Source organism: Ferribacterium limneticum (assembly GCF_020510585.1).
In the GTDB taxonomy this organism is placed as follows: Bacteria; Pseudomonadota; Gammaproteobacteria; order Burkholderiales; family Rhodocyclaceae; genus Azonexus.
Genome location: NZ_CP075190.1, coordinates 2126586 through 2144973, shown reverse-complemented (window position 1 = coordinate 2144973; position 18388 = coordinate 2126586). Strand labels below are relative to the sequence as shown.

Here is an 18388-nt window from a genome sequence, read left to right as displayed (position 1 = left end):
CCTGAATTTTAGCGGATTCCAGCCAAATATTCACGGGTTTTGGCTTCATCCAGAAAGTAATGGCAAAGCTCAGTCTCGCCATGTAGCAGCACCGGTACCAGCTCATCGTACAGTGCCTCAAGGGCAGGGTCTGCATCAACGTCCAACACGGTGATTGAAGCACCAAACTCTTCCGCTAACGGCTTCAGCGCCAACTCCATGTCGTGACAGAGGTGACAGTAGCCGCGACTCATGAGGGTTAGCTCAATTGGCGCCATTCAAACCTTTGATAGTAATAAAGGTCTGCAGATCGCCACGGCGGATCAGCAGTGTGACATTGCTGCCTTTTTCGAACTGGGCGAGAAGCTTGTTGAACTGGTCGGTCGCCTTGACCTCGGTTGTCGCACCTTTGCTGATGACGGCAATGATGATATCGCCCGGCCGCAAGTCGGCTCGAGCGCCTGTGCCACGAACGTCCTCGATCAGCAAACCGGAATTCATTTTCAATTCGCGTTTCTGTTCTGCAGTCAATTCGCTGACTACCAGGCCGAGACGATTTGCTGTCTGCTCAGCTGACTTGGCGCTACGTTGCGGTTTTGCACTGGCCAACTTGTCATCGGGCACCTCGCCAATGACGACACCGATTTCGCGAGTTGCCCCCTTCCGCCAGACCTGAACAGTCGAGCGTGTTCCGGGTTTTGTGATGCCCACCATGCGGGGAAGATCAGCAGAGTTGTTGATGGTCTTTCCGTCGAATTTGAGGATCACGTCACCAGCCTCAATACCGGCCTTTTCGGCTGGGCCACTGTTTTCGACGGAGTTAACCACGGCGCCTATTGGTTTCGCCAGCCCCAATGATTCGGCGAGTTCCTTGCTCACTTCCTGAATGACGACACCCAGTCGACCTCGGCTGACCTTGCCAGAGGCGCGCAACTGGTTCTGGATTTCCATGGCCACATCAATGGGAATGGCAAAGGAAACCCCCATGTAACCGCCACTACGACTGTAGATTTGCGAATTGATGCCGACCACTTCGCCGCGCATATTGAACAGCGGCCCACCGGAGTTGCCAGGGTTGATCGCAACATCGGTTTGAATAAAAGGCACATAGTTTTCCTGCGGCAATGAGCGGCCTTTGGCCGAGACGATGCCGGCGGTTACGGAGTTATCGAAACCGAAGGGGGAACCGATCGCAACAACCCACTCACCTACCTTCAACTGCGCCGGATCCCCCAGCTTGACAACAGGGAGGCCGGTTGCGCTGATCTTGAGCAGCGCGACATCCGTCCGCTTGTCGGCTCCGATGGTCTTTGCCTTGAACTCGCGTTTGTCGGTCAGGCGCACCGTTACTTCGTCAGCGCCATCGACAACGTGGGCGTTAGTCAAAATATAGCCGTCACCGCTGACGATGAAGCCCGACCCAAGCGACTTGTTTTCAAAATCACGCGGCACTGCTCCGCCCGGATTACGCGGGATAAAACGCTTGAAAAACTCGAATGCGGGATCGCTCTCATCGAACGGGAATGGCATCGCCTGAGATTGTCCGCGCATAACATGTGTCGTGCTGATATTGACGACAGCCGGTCCCTGTTTTTCAGCCAGTTCGGAAAAATCAGGCAAACCACGGGTCTGGGCAAAAGCAAACGAACAGAGGAACCCAATGAAAACAAAAGCAACCAAGCGCTTCATGGACGACATAACCTCCAAATTCGATCAAAAACGGGAAATGATATGAGGGCGTTCGGTAAGATTTCCAGTCTTGCCGTGCGAACGGGCAATGACATACAAAAATGCGATGGCCAGTCCAACTCCGGCCCCAATCATTGCGCTCAAATCCCCACCGAAGAATGAGCCCAGTGCTGCACCTGCAATTGTTACGGTCAACGGCAAAATATAGGCAAAATTCGCAGTGCGGCTCACGCTGCCAGCTGCGATTGCGATCGTTACCCGATCGCCAATATCGGCGCCGATAACATTTTCGACCCGGTAGGTTTTCTGGCCGCTGCAGAACATCTGAGTAAGTTGCTGGCCACCGCAGCCACCTTCTTCATGGCAACGCCCACAGCCCCCCTGCTCGACCTCGACGTTGGCAAATTTGCCATCCAACGTGCGAATAATCGCTTTGATTGTTGTTTGTTCGGGATTCATGCTTACCAACGTTTGTCTGAAGCGGTGTCGAGCAAAGGACGTAGCTTAGCTGCCACCGCCTCGCGGGCACGAAAAATTCGGGAGCGCACAGTGCCAATCGGGCAATCCATGATTCCGGCAATTTCCTCGTAAGACATCCCGTCAATTTCACGTAGCACTATAGCCGTTCTCAATTCTTCAGGAAGCGCATCCATGGCAGCGTTTATTGTTTGACCAATCTGCTTGGTGAGAAGCAGACTTTCCGGCGTGTTGATATCGCGCAATTGCGACGCGTCGTCGAAAGTTTCAGCCTCGTCGTTGTCAAATTCGGTTGTTGTTGGCGCTCTGCGGCCCTGTGAAACAAGGTAATTTTTGGCCGTGTTAATACCAATGCGGTATAGCCAAGTATAAAAGGCGCTATCGCCTCTAAATGAAGGCAGGGCTCGATAGGCTTTGATAAACGCCTCCTGGGAAACATCTTCAACCTCTGCCGGATCGCGAATGAAACGCGACAACAAACGACCCAGCTTGCGCTGGTATTTGCTCACCAACAGGTCGAAGGCGTGCTTATCTCCGCCTTGCGCCCGCTCGACCAGTACTTGATCGATCTCGCGCTCACTCATGGCTCTCGTTTTCCCTGGGGTTTAGTCGTTGCTTTCTTTATGGCACAAGTATAGCGCAGCCATTTTCACGAAGCCGATAGGTATTTATCCCTATTTGTGACTATCTGTAACCGGATGAATCGTTTTCTGCGTGCTATATTTGGCACAAAATAACTCTTATAGAGAACAGCGTGCAGAAATTCGATGTCCTTATTATTGGCAGCGGACTGGCGGGCCAATCCGCTGCTTTGCGACTGGCTTCATCCGATTGCAGTGTTGTGCTGGTCAGCAAACGCAGCCTTGAAGACTCCGCCTCCGGCTGGGCTCAGGGTGGAATTGCTGCTGTTCTCGACAGCCGTGATTCGATAGAAGCACATATTCAGGACACACTGATCGCTGGCGCGTGGTTGAATGATGAAAAGGCAACGCGCTTCGTCGTCGAAAACGGCCGGCATGCCATCGAATGGCTCATCGAGCAAGGTGTTCCCTTTACCAAAGACGACGCAGGCTATCACCTGACGCGCGAAGGCGGACATAGTGCCCGTCGCGTCATTCACGTGGCCGATGCCACCGGAATGGCGGTCCAGGACACACTGACCAAAAAAGTCCGCGCCAACCCGAACATTACGGTGCTGGAAGACCACATCGCCATCGACCTGATTACTGGCGACAAATTGGGAACGGGCGAAAAACGCTGTTTTGGCGCGTATATCCTGAACAACCGCGACGGCGAGGTCGTCACTATCGGCGCGGCGAATACACTTCTGGCTACGGGCGGGGCAGGAAAGGTTTATCTCTATACAACCAACCCGGATACCTCGACTGGCGATGGTATCGCCATGGCTTACCGCGCCGGTTGCCGAGTGTCCAACATGGAGTTCATTCAATTCCACCCGACCTGTCTCTATCATCCGCAGGCCAAGTCCTTCCTGATCTCAGAGGCGGTGCGTGGTGAAGGCGGCCTCCTCCGCTTGCCGGATGGCACACGTTTCATGCCTGAACACGATGATCGTGCCGAATTGGCGCCTCGCGACATCGTCGCCCGTGCCATCGACTTCGAGATGAAGAAGCGCGGCCTGGATTGCGTATTCCTCGATATCTCGCACAAGGGCGAAGATTTCATTCGCAATCACTTCCCTAATATTCATGCACGCTGCTTGGAGTTGGGGATTGATATCGCGCAGGAACCGATCCCGGTCGTTCCAGCGGCGCACTACACGTGCGGCGGTATTGTCAGTGATTTGCGCGGCAGGACCGATGTTGCCGGACTATATGTCGCAGGAGAGGCTTCGTGCACAGGGCTGCACGGAGCGAATCGCCTCGCCTCGAACTCCCTGCTCGAATGCCTTGTGTTCGCGGAAGCGGTGGTCCAGGACATCCTGGAGAGCAAGATCACGACTTTTCCTTCATTGCCACTGTGGGACGAGAGTCGGGTTACCGATGCCGACGAAGAAGTGGTTATTTCCCACAACTGGGATGAACTTCGGCGCTTCATGTGGGATTACGTCGGAATTGTCCGTACAACAAAGCGCCTGAAACGCGCCAAACACCGTATTGGCCTGTTGATGCGAGAGATTGAAGAGTTCTACGCCAATTTCCGGGTCAGCCATGACCTGATCGAATTGCGTAATCTGGTCGTTACCGCAGATTTGATCGTTCGTTGCGCTATGCAACGCAAGGAAAGCCGCGGGCTGCATTTTTCCCGGGACTTTCCGGAGATGGCTAGCAAGGCAAAAAATACGGTGCTCAGGCGTCGTCGTTTGGCCCGCTGAAATTCGCTTGCCAGCGTATAAACATCCGCAAGCGTCTTAAATTTTCGCCATTTTTCCGGTTGACCGTAGCAATCAGCGTCGCGGTTCGACCATCCTCTGTCATCAGACGGATGATGCTCAGCCACGGGTGAATGGTTGCCCCTGGCTTGGGTGTCGCCTGTACAAATACGCCTTCGCCGACCCGTGCGATGAAAATTTCTCCGGTGCGTTCGAGTCGGATTGCCTTGATGGTTGGCGTCAGGGAGTACCAAGCCTGTATCGCCAGAACCAAGACCGCGATAAACAGGCCGGCACGTATTGATGGTGAGCACGGAAAGCCCAAGATCGCAGCGGTTGCCGACAATGCAGCCAGCACAAGGATCGTGTCCAGAAAACGCGAACGGTGCAGTCCGATGGTGATCGGAAACTGCACCGTTCGTTTTCCTGCAGAGCTGGCTTAGATACGCTTGAAGACCAGCGATCCGTTGGTTCCGCCGAAGCCGAAGTTGTTCTTCAGCCCGTATTCAATATTCATCGGCCGCGCCGCATTGGCACAGTAATCAAGATCGCACTCGGGATCCTGATTGAAGATATTGATTGTCGGCGGCGAGATCTGGTTATGAATAGCCAAGACCGTGAACAGCGACTCGATACCACCGGCGCCACCCAGCAAATGGCCAGTCATCGACTTGGTTGAATTGACCACCAACTTGTAGGCGTGATCACCGAAAGCTGCCTTGACTGCGTCCGACTCGTTCTTGTCGCCAAGCGGCGTCGAAGTACCATGGGCGTTCAGGTACTGGACATCAGACGGAGCGATGCCGGCATTTTTCAGCGCATTGATCATGGAACGACGGGGGCCATCCATGTTCGGTGCGGTGATGTGGTAGGCATCGGCGCTCATGCCATAACCAACCAGTTCGGCATAAATCTTGGCGCCACGGGCCTTGGCGTGCTCATACTCTTCCAACACCATGACGCCAGCGCCCTCACCCAGTACAAAACCGTCGCGATCCTTATCCCATGGCCGGCTGGCCGTAGTTGGATCATCGTTTCGGGTCGATAGCGCACGCGCGGCGCAGAAACCACCCATGCCCAACGGAGATACGGTTGATTCCGCACCGCCGGCAACCATGACATCAGCGTCACCGTATTCAATTATACGTGCCGCGTCGCCAATCGAGTGCGTACCAGTCGTGCAGGCAGAAACCAAGGCAATATTCGGTCCCTTGAAGCCAAACTGGATCGATAGATTTCCAGAGATCATGTTGATGATCGAACCAGGCACAAAGAATGGCGAAACTTTGCGTACACCACCCGCGGTATATTCATCTTTGGTTGCTTCGATTAGCGGTAGACCGCCGATACCGGAACCGATGGCGACGCCAACGCGTTCAAGATCGACGACGTTTTCTTTGTCTAGGCCAGCATCTCGCACAGCCTGAATGCCAGCGGCCAGGCCGAAATGGATGAAGTCATCCATCCGCCGTGCATCTTTGGCGGAGATATATTGAGTAATGTCAAAGTTCTTAACCTCGCCGGCGAATTGGACCGGAAAGGTGGTGGTATCGAACTTGGTGACAGCGGCAATACCGGATTTGCCAGCAAGAATATTCTGCCAGGCTTCTTCGACGGTGTTTCCGACCGGGCTAACGATGCCCAAACCGGTAATTACGACTCTGCGACGTGCCAAGGTGCACTCCGAAAGCAAATGTAGCAAGGCCGGCCATTGGGGCCGGCCTTGCCTAAGTCAACGAGAATAAATTACTTCTTGTTGGCGAGGATGAAATCGACAGCCTGCTGGACCGTGGTGATCTTCTCAGCCTGGTCGTCAGGGATTTCGCACTCGAACTCTTCTTCCAGTGCCATGACCAGTTCAACGGTGTCCAGGGAATCCGCGCCCAGATCGTCCACAAAGGAGGACTCGTTCTTGATGTCCGCTTCGTTCACGCCCAGTTGTTCGGCGACGATCTTCTTGACGCGCTCTACGATGTTATCCATTAGAAAAACTCCTTCCCCTCAGGGGTACGAAAAAAAACATTACTAGTTTACCAAAAGCCGGGGCTTCGGGAAATCAATCCATGAACATACCGCCATTCACATGCACTGTTGTGCCTGTGACATAGGCGGCAGCCGGGGATACGAGAAAGCCGACAGCGCCGGCAATATCTTCTGGCGTACCGGCTCGTCCCAACGGAATGGACGCCAGCATGGCCTGCTTCTGTTCTTCGGTCAACGCATGCGTCATGTCGGTAGCTATAAAGCCCGGTGCGACGCAGTTAACCGTGATGTTGCGGCTGCCCAGTTCGCGGGCTAGAGAACGACTCATTCCGGCAACACCAGCCTTGGCTGCGCAGTAATTAGCCTGGCCGGGATTGCCCGAATAACCGACCACGGAAGTAATGTTCACGATGCGGCCAAAGCGCGCCTTCATCATCCCGCGCATGACGCCACGCGACAATCGGAAGACTGCTTTCAGGTTTGTATCGATAACCGCATCCCACTCATCGTCGCCCATGCGCATGGTCAGGTTGTCGCGGGTAATGCCGGCGTTATTTACCAGAATGGTGATGGCGCCGAGTTCCTTGGCAATGTCGGTGAGAGTCGAGTCAGTCTGAGCAACGTCACACACATCCAGAGCAATACCCTTGCCCTTGATGCCGGCTTCTGCCAGGTACGCCGAAATTTTGGCAGCTCCATCATTGCTGGTAGCCGTGCCAATTATGGTGGCACCCTGCTTGCCTAGTTCCAGCGCAATGGCGCGACCAATGCCGCGTGTAGCACCGGTGACCAGCGCTATTTTATCGTTCAGCATCTGTTACTCCAGACCCAGATTGGCTTCGATGGCTATGGCATCGGCCAAGGCGATGCCGACAATGCCATCGGCACAACGCTTGGTCAGGCCGGCCAGCACCTTGCCTGGGCCACATTCGGCTACGGTCGTAACACCCAGTGCAGCCATCGACTGGATGGTTTCAACCCAGCGAACTGGATTGTAAGCTTGGCGGATCAGGGCATCCTTGATACGTGCCGGTTCGTTTTCGATAGCGACGTCGACATTGTTAATCACTGGAATCTGCGGTGCATGCAGCGTCAATTCAGCGAGGCGGGCAGCAAGTTTGTCGGCAGCCGGCCGAATCAGCGAAGAGTGGAACGGTGCGGACACAGGAAGCGCCTTCGCCATCTTGGCGCCACGAGCCTTACAGGCTTCCATGGCACGCTCAACAGCCGCCTTGTGACCGGCAATCACGGTCTGGCCGTTGGCGTTGAAATTGACAGGTTCAACCACTTCGCCCTGTGCCGCTTCGGCGCAGGCAGCAGCGATGCCAGCGTTATCCAGTCCAACAACGGCTGCCATGGCACCGGCACCAACCGGCACAGCTTCCTGCATGGCAGCGGCACGCAAACGAACCAGCGGTACGGCATCCTTGAGGTCAATCACGCCGGAAGCGACTAGCGCTGAATATTCGCCGAGGCTGTGGCCGGCAACGACAGCAGGTTTTTTGCCACCCTTGTCTAGCCACAAGCGCCATGCAGCGATACCTGCGGTCAGCATCACCGGCTGGGTGTTAACAGTCTGTGTCAGCGTTTCGGCCGGACCTTCGGCAACCATAGCCCACAGATCATCACCCAACGCTGCTGACGCTTCATCAAAAGTTGCGCGAACCACGACTGAGTCGCCGTAGGCTGCCATCATGCCAACGCTCTGCGAGCCTTGGCCTGGAAATACGAATGCAAAAGACATCGTTTCGTCTCCTGGTTCAGAATTCGAGAAGGGCTGCGCCCCACGTAAAGCCACCACCAACGCCTTCAACCAGCACTTTCTGGCCGCGCTGGATGCGTCCATCGCGCACAGCTTCATCCAGTGCTAATGGTACGGAGGCAGCGGATGTATTGCCGTGGCGATCAACCGTCACAATAACTTTGTTACGGTCAACGCCCAGTTTCTTGCCAGTCGCTTCGATGATGCGAATATTCGCCTGGTGCGGAATAAGCCAATCGACATCGCGCGTTTGGATGCCTGCAATTTGACAGACTTCTTCGGCAATATCGGCTAGAACCCGGACGGCAAATTTAAAGACAGCCTGTCCATCCATGCGCAGGAAGGGATCGCCGGTGACCTGACCGCCGCAAATCTGCCCTGGAACATTCAGGATGCCATTCTGGCTGCCGTCGGCATGCATCGCCGTGGCCAAGATGCCTGGCTTGTCGGATGCTTCCAGAACAACGGCACCGGCGCCATCACCAAACAAGACGCAAGTGCCGCGATCGTTCCAGTCAAGGATGCGCGAGAAGACTTCAGCACCAATCACCAGTGCCCTCTTGTGGCTACCGGAGCGGATGAATTTTTCCGCAATGCCCAGTGCGTAGGTAAACCCGGCGCATACCGCCTGAACATCGAAGGCGGCAGCCCCCTTATTGCCCAGCTTGGCTTGGATCAGACAGGCTGTGCTCGGGAAAATGAAATCTGGGGTTGATGTCGCAACAATGATCAGATCAAGATCGGTTGCGTAAATACCCGCCATTTCCAGTGCCCGTTGCGCGGCAATCAGGCCAAGTTCGCTGGACGTTGTGCCGGGACTCGCAAGATGGCGACTGCGAATGCCTGTGCGTGTAACGATCCACTCATCGTTGGTGTCGATTCCGCGTGCCGCCAGATCGTCATTGCTGACAGGGCTGCCCGGTAGGTAACTGCCGGTACCGATCAAGCGTGCATACATTCAGACCTTCTCCTCAACAACAGCCGGGATTGGCGTCATTTGTGCCAAGCGGCTGGTAATGCGTTCCACAACACGGTTCTCAGCCGCATCGTAGGCACGCGAGATGGCATTGCCAAAGGCCAGCACATCAGCCGAACCGTGGCTTTTGACCGAAACGCCCCTGAGTCCAAGCAGGATCGCCCCGTTGTAGCGGCGGTGATCAAAGCGCTTTTTGAAGTTGTTGAGCACTGAAATTGCAATCAGGGCGGCAATCTTGGTCAGCCAGTTACGCTTGAACTCTGTGCGCAAGGACGATGCCAGCATCTGGGCAAGCCCTTCTGACGTCTTCAATGCAACGTTGCCGACAAAGCCATCACAAACGATAACATCAGCTTCGCCTTTGTAGATGCCGTCACCCTCAACGTTACCGATGAAGTTGAGCCCCGAGGTACGTAGCAATCCGGCCGCTGCCTTGACCACTTCGTTTCCCTTGATGTCTTCTTCACCAATGTTGAGAATGCCGACCGTCGGCTGATCCTTGTGCTCCATTGCTGAAATCAGCATGGCACCCATGATGCCAAACTGAAGCAGGTGCTCCGGTCCGCAATCGACATTGGCCCCAAGATCCAGCATGTGCGTGTGACCATTGACTGTAGGTAGTGGCGCACAGATTGCCGGTCGATCAATGCCTGGCAGCATCTTCAGGACAAAGCGGGAGATGGCCATCAGCGCACCGGTATTGCCGGCGGACACGCAGGCATCGGCATCCCCGGACTTGACCTGATTGATGGCAATCCGCATCGACGAATCTTTTTTATTGCGCAGCGCAAGCGCCGGCGACTCGTCCATGCCTACGATTTCCGAGGCGTGAACAAGGCGAATGCGTGAGTCGCTGACATGGTTGCCGAGCAACGGGCGCAACACATCTTCCTGACCGACCAGGACGAGATTGGCTGACGGATGCTCCGCAAGAAATTGAATGGCCGCGGGTACCGTCACTGACGGACCGTGGTCACCCCCCATGCAATCAATAGCAATGCGGGTTGTCATGGCAAAATAAAAGGCAGGCGGTTCATTACGAACCGCCTGCCCTTCATTGAACGATTACTCGCCCTTGCCCTTGACGACTTTTTTGCCGCGATAGAAGCCGGCCGGGGAAATGTGGTGACGCAGATGAGCTTCGCCGGTGGTCGACTCGACGGCCAGCGGGGGTGCGGTCAGGAAGTCATGAGCACGGTGCATGCCACGCTTGGACGGGGACTTTTTGTTCTGTTGAACGGCCATTTTGTTACTCCAAAAAAATCAGTTCGGCTTGCCTTTTAGCCCGGACAATTTCGCGAACGGATTGATCCGTTCGCCAGCATCGGCCGCACCAGGCAAACCACATTTTTCGTGCCGCGGCGCCACCGGCAGGGCGAGGAGGATTTCATCCTCAACTAACTCGACCACATCCAGTTCGCGTACCACCGGCAGGAAATCCCGGGTGTCGTCTTCCAGTTCATCTTGCGATAACTCGGTACCCTCTGGAACAAGTTCCAGCAGACTATCGACATCAAGATCGAAAGGCACGGCTTCCAGGCAGCGCTGACAGGCAAGCGGGATCGTTCCCGAAACCTCCAAGTGCAGCATGGATTCCCCGCTATCACCCTTGTACCCTTGCAGATGGAAAGTTACCTCTCCATCAATCTCTGCCAGCAAATCATGCAGGCGACCAAGGTCCGCGACGGCAAATGTTCCCTCGAGAACACGACCATCTCTGGCAAATGCGAAAGCGTCCGAAATCCTTTTCAATCTTGATCTGTTGCGACTTAAACATTGAATGATATTATTTTTGGCTTTCCAAGTCAAAACAAAGTGCTGCTTGAAGTGTTCAACGCAAAGCTTTGTTGTAACGGATTTTTATGCCGCAGAACCTGATTCTAGCCTCAACCTCGCCATTTCGCCGAGAACTCCTTGGTCGTCTTGGCATCCCGTTTGATGTTGCCAATCCGCAAACCGATGAAAGCCCTTTTCCCGGCGAAACGCCGGAACAGATTGCCTTGCGGCTTTCCGAAGCCAAGGCCAGAGCGGTCGCTGAAACGTATCCTGATGCGCTGATTATCGGTAGCGATCAGGTTGCTACGGTCGACGGCAAAATGTACGGAAAACCGGGAACGCATGAGCGCGCTGTCGATCAGTTGCGCACCTTGTCCGGAAAGACTGTCAATTTCTTCACTGGCCTCTGCCTGCTCAATGCCAGAACGGGTCAGGTGCAGATTCGTGGGGTGCCAACGCTGGTCACGTTCCGAGAATTAAGCGACCAGGAAATCGAGAATTATCTTTGCCGGGAGCCGGCGTATAACTGCGCAGGATCGGCCAAGTCGGAAGGATTGGGGATTGCGTTATTGAGCAGCATGCGTGGCGACGATCCGAATGCCCTGGTTGGCCTACCATTGATTGCGCTGTGCGACATGTTGCGTAATCAGGGCGTGGCGGTTCTCTGATGGCCGGCACCCTGTATTTGATTCCCGTACCGCTCGGCCCGACTGCACCGCAAGAATCTCTGCCCGCCAATGTACTCGCCTCGATCCGGCCATTGACTTATTTTGTCGTCGAACAGGCCAAGACAGCACGGGCCTTCCTGAAGGCGGCAGGCACCGATTTGCCGTTGCAGGAATTGCAGCTTCAGGAATTGAACGAGCATACCAAGGCGAATGAGCTTGACCGCTTGCTGGAACCACTGCGCGCCGGCCACGACGTCGGCTTGCTATCGGAGGCTGGCTGTCCAGCGGTTGCTGACCCTGGCGCCAATCTGGTTGCACTAGCCCAAAAGGAAGGCATTCGTGTTGTGCCACTCATTGGCCCCTCTTCGCTCCTGCTGGCCTTGATGGCCTCGGGCCTGAACGGGCAACGCTTTGCCTTTCAGGGCTACCTGCCCGCCAAAGAGGTCGAGCGCACAAAAATGCTGCGCAACCTGGAAAACGAATCAAAAAAACGCCAGCAGACCCAGATTTTCATAGAAACTCCGTACCGTAACCGGGCGATGTTCGATGCCGTTCTTCAGGCCTGCCTCCCAACAACCAGGCTGACCGTGGCAACTGACTTAACCTTGCCGGGCGAATCGGTGCTGACGCGAACAATCCAGGTCTGGAAAAAACAAACGCCGCCCGAAATCGAGCGGCGTCCGACGGTTTTTCTGCTGCTGGCCTGATCTTTAGCGAAGACTGACGCCCGCTGCACTTTCCGAAAAGCCTTTCCAGAAACCGGCAAAGGTACTGGCGCCTAGGCGCTTGGCGAAACGTTCGGCGATATTGTCCTTGACCGAATAATCCAGAACCTTCTCGGCCTTGATGACATCGCGCGCCACCGATTCGACGCTGCCAAAATCGTCGGCCAACCCCAACTTAACGCTCTGCGCGCCGGTCCACATCAGGCCGGAAAACATTTCCGGCGTTTCCTTGAGCCGCTTGCCGCGCCCGGCTTTAACGACGTCAATGAATTGCTGGTGAATATCATTGAGCAGCGTCTGGGCATGAGCCTTGTGCTGCGGCGCCTGTGGCGAGAACGGGTCGAGGAAGCCCTTATTCTCGCCAGCAGTTAGCAGGCGACGCTCGATGCCCACCTTGTCCATCGTGCCAGTAAAACCGAAGCCATCCATCAGCACACCGATGGAGCCGACAATACTGGCCTTGTTGACGTAGATACTGTCGGCTGCCGCGGCGACGTAATAGCCACCCGAGGCGCACATGTCTTCAACCACTGCATACACAAGCTTGTCCGGATGCTTCCCACGTAGGCGACGAATTTCATCATTGATGATTCCCGCCTGAACCGGGCTGCCGCCGGGGCTGTTGATGCGCAGGATGATGCCGGCAACATTCTTTTCCTCGAAGGCGCTGTTCAGCGCGGCAACGAGATTCTCTGCATTGCTCTCCCCTTTGGCCTCAATGACACCACTTAGGGTGACCAGGGCCGTGTGGCGTTCTTGATGCTCAGCTCCGGCGCCCCAGTCAACGACAGCGACCAGCACAACCAACAGGTATATGAAACCAAGTGCCTTGAAGGCAATTCCCCAGCGCCGACGGGCCCGCTGCTCGTCGAGGGCAGCGAACACCAATTTTTCAAGGGTTTTCCGCTCCCAGGCGGAATCGTTATTGGGCGGTTGGGGGCTATCCATGATTGTTTTCTTGCTCTAAAAAAATCTGTCCGTCGATCTCTTGCACCTTCAGGGGTTTCAATCCTTTACCCTGACACCGGCCACCGAGACATCTGCCTGACTCTGGAGCATAAAGTGCGCCATGAATCGAGCAAATCAAGTATAGCTTGGAATCATCGAAGAATTGGCCCGGCAGCCAGTCGAGTTCAGCTGGAACGTGACCACATTCATTCAAATAGGCGTGCACCTGCCCATGAAAACGTATGACAAATGCTGGCGTCGTACGTCCGTAGCGCTCGACAGTAAAACGAACCCCCTGCCCGCCATCTACAACCTCACTACTGGTACAGATCAGGCGCAATCCTGCAGCCACCGATCCAGCTCCTTCACGCTATGCAGACAGGTCACTGGCTTGTGTTCCAGCAGGTGGTCGTGCGGATGGGCGCCATAGGTTACCGCCAGGCTATCGACGCCGGCATTGGTCGCCATCAGAAGGTCATGCGAAGTGTCGCCGATCATGACAGTCGACTCGGCGGCAATGCCAAACTCGGCCATCAGCTCCTGCAGCATCTGCGGATGCGGTTTTGAGTGACATTCGTCGGCACAACGAGAGGCCTGAAATAGCGGACGCAACCCCGAATGATCAAGTGCCCGTTCAAGACCAAGCCGGCTCTTGCCTGTTGCTACCGCCAAAATATGCCCGGCCGCCTTCAGGCGTTGGAGCATTTCAGGCACACCGTCGAACAAGGTCAGGCTCTGATCGCCAGACAGATAGTGGAAACGATAGCGCTCGACCATCACCTGCGTGCTCTCGGGGGGCAAATCCGGCACCGCGTGGCGCAAGGCATCGGCCAAACCCAGGCCAATGACATGACGAGCACGCGCGTCGTCCGGAACAGACAAGCCGAGATCACGGCAAGACGCCTGGATGGCATGAACGATGGCGCCCGCCGAGTCAAGCAGCGTGCCATCCCAGTCAAAGACAACCAGTTGGTATTTCATTTTTGGCTCAATATCTCTTCCAGATTTTCGGATTTGAATTCTGGGTCTTTTTTCCGGTTGACCGTAAGAATGTAGCTACCAAAACTGTCAGGTAGCGGTGCGATGCACTCGACTGGCGTGGCCGTTAGCGGGTGGCGAAAGGCCATCCGCCAGGCATGCAATGCCATGCGTTTCAGGCCATCACGTTTCAGATTCTTGTTTAACGCAAAATCACCATATTTCTCGTCGCCGAGAATGGGGAAGCCAAGATGCGCTAGGTGGACGCGAATCTGATGAGTGCGCCCCGTTTTCAGTTGCGCTTCAAGCAGGCTCATATCCGACCAGCGCGCCAGCAAGCGGAAGATGGTATGCGACGCCTTGCCTTCGGGATTGACTGAAACGCGACGTTCGCCACCTTCGGTCAGGTATTTGTACAGCGGCAACTTGACGTGCTGGGTAGTGTTCATCCAGCGTCCCTTGACCAAAACCAGGTAACGCTTGTCCGCCCCTGCTCCGTGCTCGCGGAACATGTCATGCAGCGCGGTCAACGCCAACCGTTTTTTGCCTACCAGCAGCACACCAGAGGTTTCTCTGTCCAGTCGGTGCGCCAGTTCAAGGAACTTGGCTTGCGGACGCTGTCGGCGCAAGGCCTCGATCACGCCAAAACTGACCCCGCTGCCACCATGGACGGCAATGCCTTCCGGCTTGTCGATGACAAGCATTGCCTCATCTTCATAGATAATCGGCAGATCGACACGCTCCTTGGCCGCTTCGTCGACCTCATTTTGCGGCCGTTCGGCAATCCGGATCGGCGGAATTCGCACGTTGTCGCCGGCGCAGAGGCGGTAGGTCGCATCGACCCGGCCGCTATTCACCCGTACTTCGCCACTCCGCAAAATTCGATAGATATGGCTCTTCGGAACCCCCTTGCAGCGCCGGATCAAAAAGTTGTCGAGGCGCTGCCCCTCTTCTTCTTCGCCGATCACTGCGTGCGTGACTGAATTGTTACCTACCCCGGTCATTTTCTAATATACTGCCTGCGTTCTACGTCTCGGTTTGCAAGAGATGCCGAACCATCAGACCGTTTGTGACCTTGCGCTTAATGCGCGACCGCCAAGCGGCAGGCTCGAAGTCTCACCTGTGCCAACTGCCCAGGCCAGATCAACGTAAAACGACTGGTTAAGTTCACTCACCAAAAGTAGTGATGTTAATGGATAAGCCCACTGTAAGCACGCACGGATTGCCCGTTGCAGGAATTTTCAGGTCGCGCATTTCAATAAAAAGCACGCGGCCGTTTGTTGATCAGCACATTCACCATCGCCTTTGCCAACCATCATTCATGACGCAACCCGATAACTGAAACTGTCGCTGCCTGCCCGGGCGTTTCGTTGCAGCGTGCTGCTGTGCGCTGGAGCCCGAAAATAATGAAACGCATGCTATTCAATGCGACACAGGCGGAAGAACTCCGTGTCGCCATTGTCGATGGTCAGAAACTGATTGATCTCGACATTGAATCCTCCGCCAAGGAACAACGCAAAAGCAACATCTACAAGGGCATCATTACCCGTATCGAACCGTCGCTCGAAGCCTGCTTCGTTGACTACGGCGCCGATCGGCACGGATTCCTCCCTTTCAAGGAAGTATCCCGCGCCTTCTTTCTGCCGGGTACCGAAGCTGGCCGGGCCCGAATCCAGGATGCACTGAAGGAAGGTCAGGAACTGATCGTCCAGGTCGACAAGGATGAACGTGGCAACAAGGGCGCCGCCCTGACTACCTACGTTTCCCTGGCCGGCCGCTACCTCGTACTGATGCCGAACAATCCGCGCGGCGGTGGTGTTTCCCGTCGTGTCGACGGCGACGAGCGCGCCGAACTGCGTGACGTCATGGATCAGCTTGAAGTGCCCAACGGCATGAGCCTGATCGCCCGTACCGCAGCCATCGGTCGCCAGGCCGAAGAACTGCAATGGGACTTGAACTACCTGCTGCAACTGTGGACCGCCATCGATGGCGCCGCCCAGCAGCAAAGCGGCGCTTTCCTGATTTATCTGGAAGGCAGCCTGGTCATTCGCGCCATCCGCGATTACTTCCAGCCGGATATCGGCGAAATCCTGATTGATACCGACGAGGTCTACGAGCAAGCTCGCGCCTTCATGGGCACGGTCATGCCGGGCAATGTCAATCGCGTCAAACGCTATCGCGACGACGTGCCACTGTTCTCGCGTTTTCAGATCGAACATCAGATCGAAACCGCCTTTGCCCGTCAGGTCAATCTACCTTCCGGTGGCGCCATCGTCATCGACCACACCGAAGCGCTGGTCGCTGTCGACGTGAACTCGGGCCGCTCAACCAAAGGCTCCGACATCGAGGAAACCGCGCTCAAGACCAATCAGGAAGCGGCCGACGAACTGGCCCGCCAATTGCGCTTGCGCGACCTTGGCGGCCTGATCGTCATCGACTTCATCGACATGGAAAGCCAGAAGAATCAGCGCGACGTCGAAAACCGTCTGCGCGACGGCCTGCGTTTCGACCGCGCCCGCGTTCAAATGGGCAAGATCAGCCGCTTCGGCCTGATGGAACTCTCCCGTCAGCGCCTGCGTCCGGCCCTGGCCGAAACCAGCTACATCCCCTGCCCGCGCTGTACCGGTACTGGCCACATCCGCTCGACCGAATCGGCAGCGCTACACATTCTGCGCATCCTTGAAGAGGAGTCGATGAAGGAAAACACCGGCGCCGTCCATGTCCAGGTTCCGGTTGATGTCGCCACCTTCCTGCTCAACGAAAAGCGCCCGGATATCCAGGCCATCGAGTTGCGCCACAAGGTCACCATCCTGCTCATCCCGAACATCCATCTCGAAACGCCGGCACACACCATCACGCGCCTGCGCCACGACGACCTGAATCAGGACGACATCCGCGAACCCTCCTACCGCATGGTCGACATGCCCCTTGAGGAAGCGATCAAGCAGGCCACTCAACAAGAGGCCGTTAAACCTCGCCAGGAAGCGGCAATCAAGGGCATTTCGCCCGATCAGCCGGCACCTAACCTTCCGGAGAAGACCGACGCACCGGTTGCTGCACCAGTCCAGCCGGAAGCCGGCATTTTCTCCAAGCTATTTTCGTGGTTCCGCGCACCGGCAAAACCGGTCGAAACGGTAGTCGCTCCCGAGCCTGCCAAGAAACCCCGCGAAGGTCGCGGTGATGGTCGTCGAGACCGCGATGGCCGCCGTGGCGGACGTAACGCCAACAAGCGTGAAGAAGAACGCGGAGAACGCAACAAAGATCGCGGCAATCGTAATGAGCGCAGTGCAGAAAAGGCACCTTCAGACGAGTCGACCGCCGGCAATGGCGAACGTCAGGAGCGCCGTCCGCGTGGCGAACGCAAGGGGCGTGGTGAACGTCCGCAAGCAGAGGCAGCCGAGAACAAGCTAGCGCAACAGGCGCCAAGTGCAGATCAGTCAACATCTGTCGCCCCGCTGGTCGACAATGAATCCCAAGAGGCCAACGGCAGTGAAGAACAGGGCAATCGCCGTCGGGGCCGTCGTGGCGGTCGCGGTCGTGGTGAGCGTCGCCCCGAAGCCGAGGCTGTAACGCCAGTCGTCGAAACTGGCGAGGCAGCCGCCCCGGTTCAGGAAACGGCAGAACCAGTCAGTCAGGAGCCTGTGATCGTTGTCATCCCCGCAGCCGAAATGATTGCAGCCGAGGCGATCGCGCCGAACATTGAATCAAGCCAGGTCGTTGTTGAGCCAGTAGCTGTTGCTCCTGTCGCTATTGTCGAAACCAAGCAAGCAGAACCGGAAGCTGCATCGGTCGAAACTGCTGTAGTCGAAGCCATTGCGATCAGCGCCCCGCAAATCGAAGAAACCGTAATCCAGTCAGTCGCCGTTGTTCCGGAACCGATCGACTTAACCTCGGCTTTGGCTGAAAGCGGATTGGTTCTGGTACAGACCACCGCACCTGCTGTCGCCATTGCCCCGGCGGAGCCTCCGGTCAAGCTAGGACGTCCGCGCAAGCAGAAGTCCGTCACCGAGCAAGCCGAAAATGAGCCACTCGTGATGGTTGAAACCGGCAAATAAGAAGTCGACGACGTAATGAAGAAGGGGCTCCCGTGGGAGC

The 18388-nt window shown here is 56.0% G+C and carries 21 protein-coding genes; 4 read left to right on the top strand and 17 right to left on the bottom strand.

Translation table 11 applies throughout. The annotated features are described in order from the left end of the window. Positions 1-8 precede the first annotated feature (8 nt). Genes KI613_RS10555 through rpoE form a run of 4 tightly spaced genes read right to left on the bottom strand, consistent with a single transcriptional unit; the run spans position 9 to position 2729 of the window. Complete coding sequence (locus KI613_RS10555; RefSeq protein WP_264181525.1) at positions 9-233, bottom strand: glutaredoxin family protein; 225 nt, start codon at positions 231-233, stop codon at positions 9-11. Between the two features lie 10 nt (positions 234-243). Continuing rightward, the gene (locus KI613_RS10550) at positions 244-1668 is read right to left on the bottom strand and encodes a DegQ family serine endoprotease (protein WP_226405552.1); all 1425 of its coding nucleotides are present in this window, start codon (positions 1666-1668) and stop codon (positions 244-246) included. A gap of 24 nt (positions 1669-1692) precedes the next feature. Next, positions 1693-2127 (bottom strand): SoxR reducing system RseC family protein, encoded by a 435-nt coding sequence (locus KI613_RS10545; RefSeq protein WP_226405550.1) that lies wholly within the window; start codon positions 2125-2127, stop codon positions 1693-1695. A gap of 2 nt (positions 2128-2129) precedes the next feature. Further along, positions 2130-2729 (bottom strand): RNA polymerase sigma factor RpoE, encoded by a 600-nt coding sequence (gene rpoE / locus KI613_RS10540; RefSeq protein WP_226405549.1) that lies wholly within the window; start codon positions 2727-2729, stop codon positions 2130-2132. Positions 2730-2899: 170 nt separating this feature from the next. On the opposite strand from rpoE, the gene nadB reads away from it, so the two are divergent. Then, the gene (gene nadB, locus KI613_RS10535) at positions 2900-4480 is read left to right on the top strand and encodes an L-aspartate oxidase (RefSeq protein WP_226405547.1); all 1581 of its coding nucleotides are present in this window, start codon (positions 2900-2902) and stop codon (positions 4478-4480) included. Here the strand turns inward: nadB and KI613_RS10530 are convergent. From KI613_RS10530 to KI613_RS10490, 9 genes are all read right to left on the bottom strand, one after another. Further along, a complete protein-coding gene (locus KI613_RS10530; protein ID WP_226405545.1) occupies positions 4455-4892 on the bottom strand; it encodes a hypothetical protein in 438 nt (145 codons plus the stop codon). The two genes, nadB and KI613_RS10530, sit on opposite strands and share 26 nt — an antisense overlap. A 24-nt stretch (positions 4893-4916) precedes the next feature. Then, positions 4917-6152, bottom strand: coding sequence for a beta-ketoacyl-ACP synthase II (gene fabF, locus KI613_RS10525; RefSeq protein ID WP_226405741.1), 1236 nt, complete (start codon positions 6150-6152; stop codon positions 4917-4919). A 71-nt stretch (positions 6153-6223) separates the two neighbouring features. After that, a complete protein-coding gene (acpP, locus tag KI613_RS10520; RefSeq protein ID WP_066883607.1) occupies positions 6224-6460 on the bottom strand; it encodes an acyl carrier protein in 237 nt (78 codons plus the stop codon). 73 nt (positions 6461-6533) lie between these two features. Beyond that, positions 6534-7274: a 3-oxoacyl-ACP reductase FabG gene (gene fabG, locus KI613_RS10515; RefSeq protein ID WP_226405544.1), complete on the bottom strand. Its 741-nt coding sequence runs from the start codon at positions 7272-7274 to the stop codon at positions 6534-6536. 3 nt (positions 7275-7277) lie between these two features. Beyond that, the gene (gene fabD / locus KI613_RS10510; protein ID WP_226405543.1) at positions 7278-8204 is read right to left on the bottom strand and encodes an ACP S-malonyltransferase; all 927 of its coding nucleotides are present in this window, start codon (positions 8202-8204) and stop codon (positions 7278-7280) included. A gap of 16 nt (positions 8205-8220) precedes the next feature. Continuing rightward, positions 8221-9180, bottom strand: a complete 960-nt coding sequence (locus KI613_RS10505) for a beta-ketoacyl-ACP synthase III (protein ID WP_226405542.1) — start codon at positions 9178-9180, stop codon at positions 8221-8223. After that, the gene (gene plsX, locus KI613_RS10500) at positions 9181-10209 is read right to left on the bottom strand and encodes a phosphate acyltransferase PlsX (RefSeq protein WP_226405541.1); all 1029 of its coding nucleotides are present in this window, start codon (positions 10207-10209) and stop codon (positions 9181-9183) included. It abuts the gene before it with no gap. A 54-nt stretch (positions 10210-10263) separates the two neighbouring features. Further along, entirely contained in the window at positions 10264-10443 is a 180-nt protein-coding gene (rpmF, locus tag KI613_RS10495) for a 50S ribosomal protein L32 (RefSeq protein ID WP_226405540.1), read from the bottom strand. 18 nt (positions 10444-10461) lie between these two features. Further along, entirely contained in the window at positions 10462-11007 is a 546-nt protein-coding gene (locus KI613_RS10490) for a YceD family protein (RefSeq protein ID WP_226405539.1), read from the bottom strand. Positions 11008-11060: 53 nt separating this feature from the next. Between KI613_RS10490 and KI613_RS10485 the strand changes: the two genes are divergently transcribed. Next, positions 11061-11642 (top strand): Maf family protein, encoded by a 582-nt coding sequence (locus KI613_RS10485; protein ID WP_226405538.1) that lies wholly within the window; start codon positions 11061-11063, stop codon positions 11640-11642. Beyond that, positions 11642-12349 (top strand): SAM-dependent methyltransferase, encoded by a 708-nt coding sequence (locus KI613_RS10480; RefSeq protein ID WP_226405537.1) that lies wholly within the window; start codon positions 11642-11644, stop codon positions 12347-12349. The genes KI613_RS10485 and KI613_RS10480 overlap by 1 nt, the downstream gene beginning before the upstream one ends. 3 nt (positions 12350-12352) lie before the next feature. On the opposite strand, the gene KI613_RS10475 is transcribed toward KI613_RS10480, so the two are convergent. Genes KI613_RS10475 through KI613_RS10460 form a run of 4 tightly spaced genes read right to left on the bottom strand, consistent with a single transcriptional unit; the run spans position 12353 to position 15297 of the window. Further along, entirely contained in the window at positions 12353-13315 is a 963-nt protein-coding gene (locus KI613_RS10475) for a S49 family peptidase (protein ID WP_226405536.1), read from the bottom strand. Continuing rightward, entirely contained in the window at positions 13308-13667 is a 360-nt protein-coding gene (locus tag KI613_RS10470; protein ID WP_226405535.1) for a Rieske (2Fe-2S) protein, read from the bottom strand. Before KI613_RS10470 ends, KI613_RS10475 begins: the two co-directional genes overlap by 8 nt. Then, positions 13646-14296, bottom strand: coding sequence for an HAD family hydrolase (locus tag KI613_RS10465; protein WP_226405533.1), 651 nt, complete (start codon positions 14294-14296; stop codon positions 13646-13648). The genes KI613_RS10470 and KI613_RS10465 overlap by 22 nt, the downstream gene beginning before the upstream one ends. Beyond that, on the bottom strand, positions 14293-15297 hold the full coding sequence (locus KI613_RS10460) for an RluA family pseudouridine synthase (RefSeq protein WP_226405532.1): 1005 nt from the start codon (positions 15295-15297) through the stop codon (positions 14293-14295). The genes KI613_RS10465 and KI613_RS10460 overlap by 4 nt, the downstream gene beginning before the upstream one ends. A gap of 402 nt (positions 15298-15699) precedes the next feature. Between KI613_RS10460 and KI613_RS10455 the strand changes: the two genes are divergently transcribed. Then, positions 15700-18348, top strand: a complete 2649-nt coding sequence (locus tag KI613_RS10455; protein ID WP_226405530.1) for an Rne/Rng family ribonuclease — start codon at positions 15700-15702, stop codon at positions 18346-18348. Positions 18349-18388 lie beyond the last annotated feature (40 nt).

What these genes read in the sequence shown, in the direction of transcription:
- KI613_RS10555 (WP_264181525.1), bottom strand. Translation starts at nt 233, where the DNA reads ATGAGTCGCGGCTACTGTCACCTCTGTCACGACATGGAGTTGGCGCTG.
- KI613_RS10550 (WP_226405552.1), bottom strand. Translation starts at nt 1,668, where the DNA reads ATGAAGCGCTTGGTTGCTTTTGTTTTCATTGGGTTCCTCTGTTCGTTT.
- KI613_RS10545 (WP_226405550.1), bottom strand. Translation starts at nt 2,127, where the DNA reads ATGAATCCCGAACAAACAACAATCAAAGCGATTATTCGCACGTTGGAT.
- rpoE (WP_226405549.1), bottom strand. Translation starts at nt 2,729, where the DNA reads ATGAGTGAGCGCGAGATCGATCAAGTACTGGTCGAGCGGGCGCAAGGC.
- acpP (WP_066883607.1), bottom strand. Translation starts at nt 6,460, where the DNA reads ATGGATAACATCGTAGAGCGCGTCAAGAAGATCGTCGCCGAACAACTG.
- fabG (WP_226405544.1), bottom strand. Translation starts at nt 7,274, where the DNA reads ATGCTGAACGATAAAATAGCGCTGGTCACCGGTGCTACACGCGGCATT.
- fabD (WP_226405543.1), bottom strand. Translation starts at nt 8,204, where the DNA reads ATGTCTTTTGCATTCGTATTTCCAGGCCAAGGCTCGCAGAGCGTTGGC.
- KI613_RS10505 (WP_226405542.1), bottom strand. Translation starts at nt 9,180, where the DNA reads ATGTATGCACGCTTGATCGGTACCGGCAGTTACCTACCGGGCAGCCCT.
- plsX (WP_226405541.1), bottom strand. Translation starts at nt 10,209, where the DNA reads ATGACAACCCGCATTGCTATTGATTGCATGGGGGGTGACCACGGTCCG.
- rpmF (WP_226405540.1), bottom strand. Translation starts at nt 10,443, where the DNA reads ATGGCCGTTCAACAGAACAAAAAGTCCCCGTCCAAGCGTGGCATGCAC.
- KI613_RS10485 (WP_226405538.1), top strand. Translation starts at nt 11,061, where the DNA reads ATGCCGCAGAACCTGATTCTAGCCTCAACCTCGCCATTTCGCCGAGAA.
- KI613_RS10480 (WP_226405537.1), top strand. Translation starts at nt 11,642, where the DNA reads ATGGCCGGCACCCTGTATTTGATTCCCGTACCGCTCGGCCCGACTGCA.
- KI613_RS10475 (WP_226405536.1), bottom strand. Translation starts at nt 13,315, where the DNA reads ATGGATAGCCCCCAACCGCCCAATAACGATTCCGCCTGGGAGCGGAAA.
- KI613_RS10465 (WP_226405533.1), bottom strand. Translation starts at nt 14,296, where the DNA reads ATGAAATACCAACTGGTTGTCTTTGACTGGGATGGCACGCTGCTTGAC.
- KI613_RS10460 (WP_226405532.1), bottom strand. Translation starts at nt 15,297, where the DNA reads ATGACCGGGGTAGGTAACAATTCAGTCACGCACGCAGTGATCGGCGAA.
- KI613_RS10455 (WP_226405530.1), top strand. Translation starts at nt 15,700, where the DNA reads ATGAAACGCATGCTATTCAATGCGACACAGGCGGAAGAACTCCGTGTC.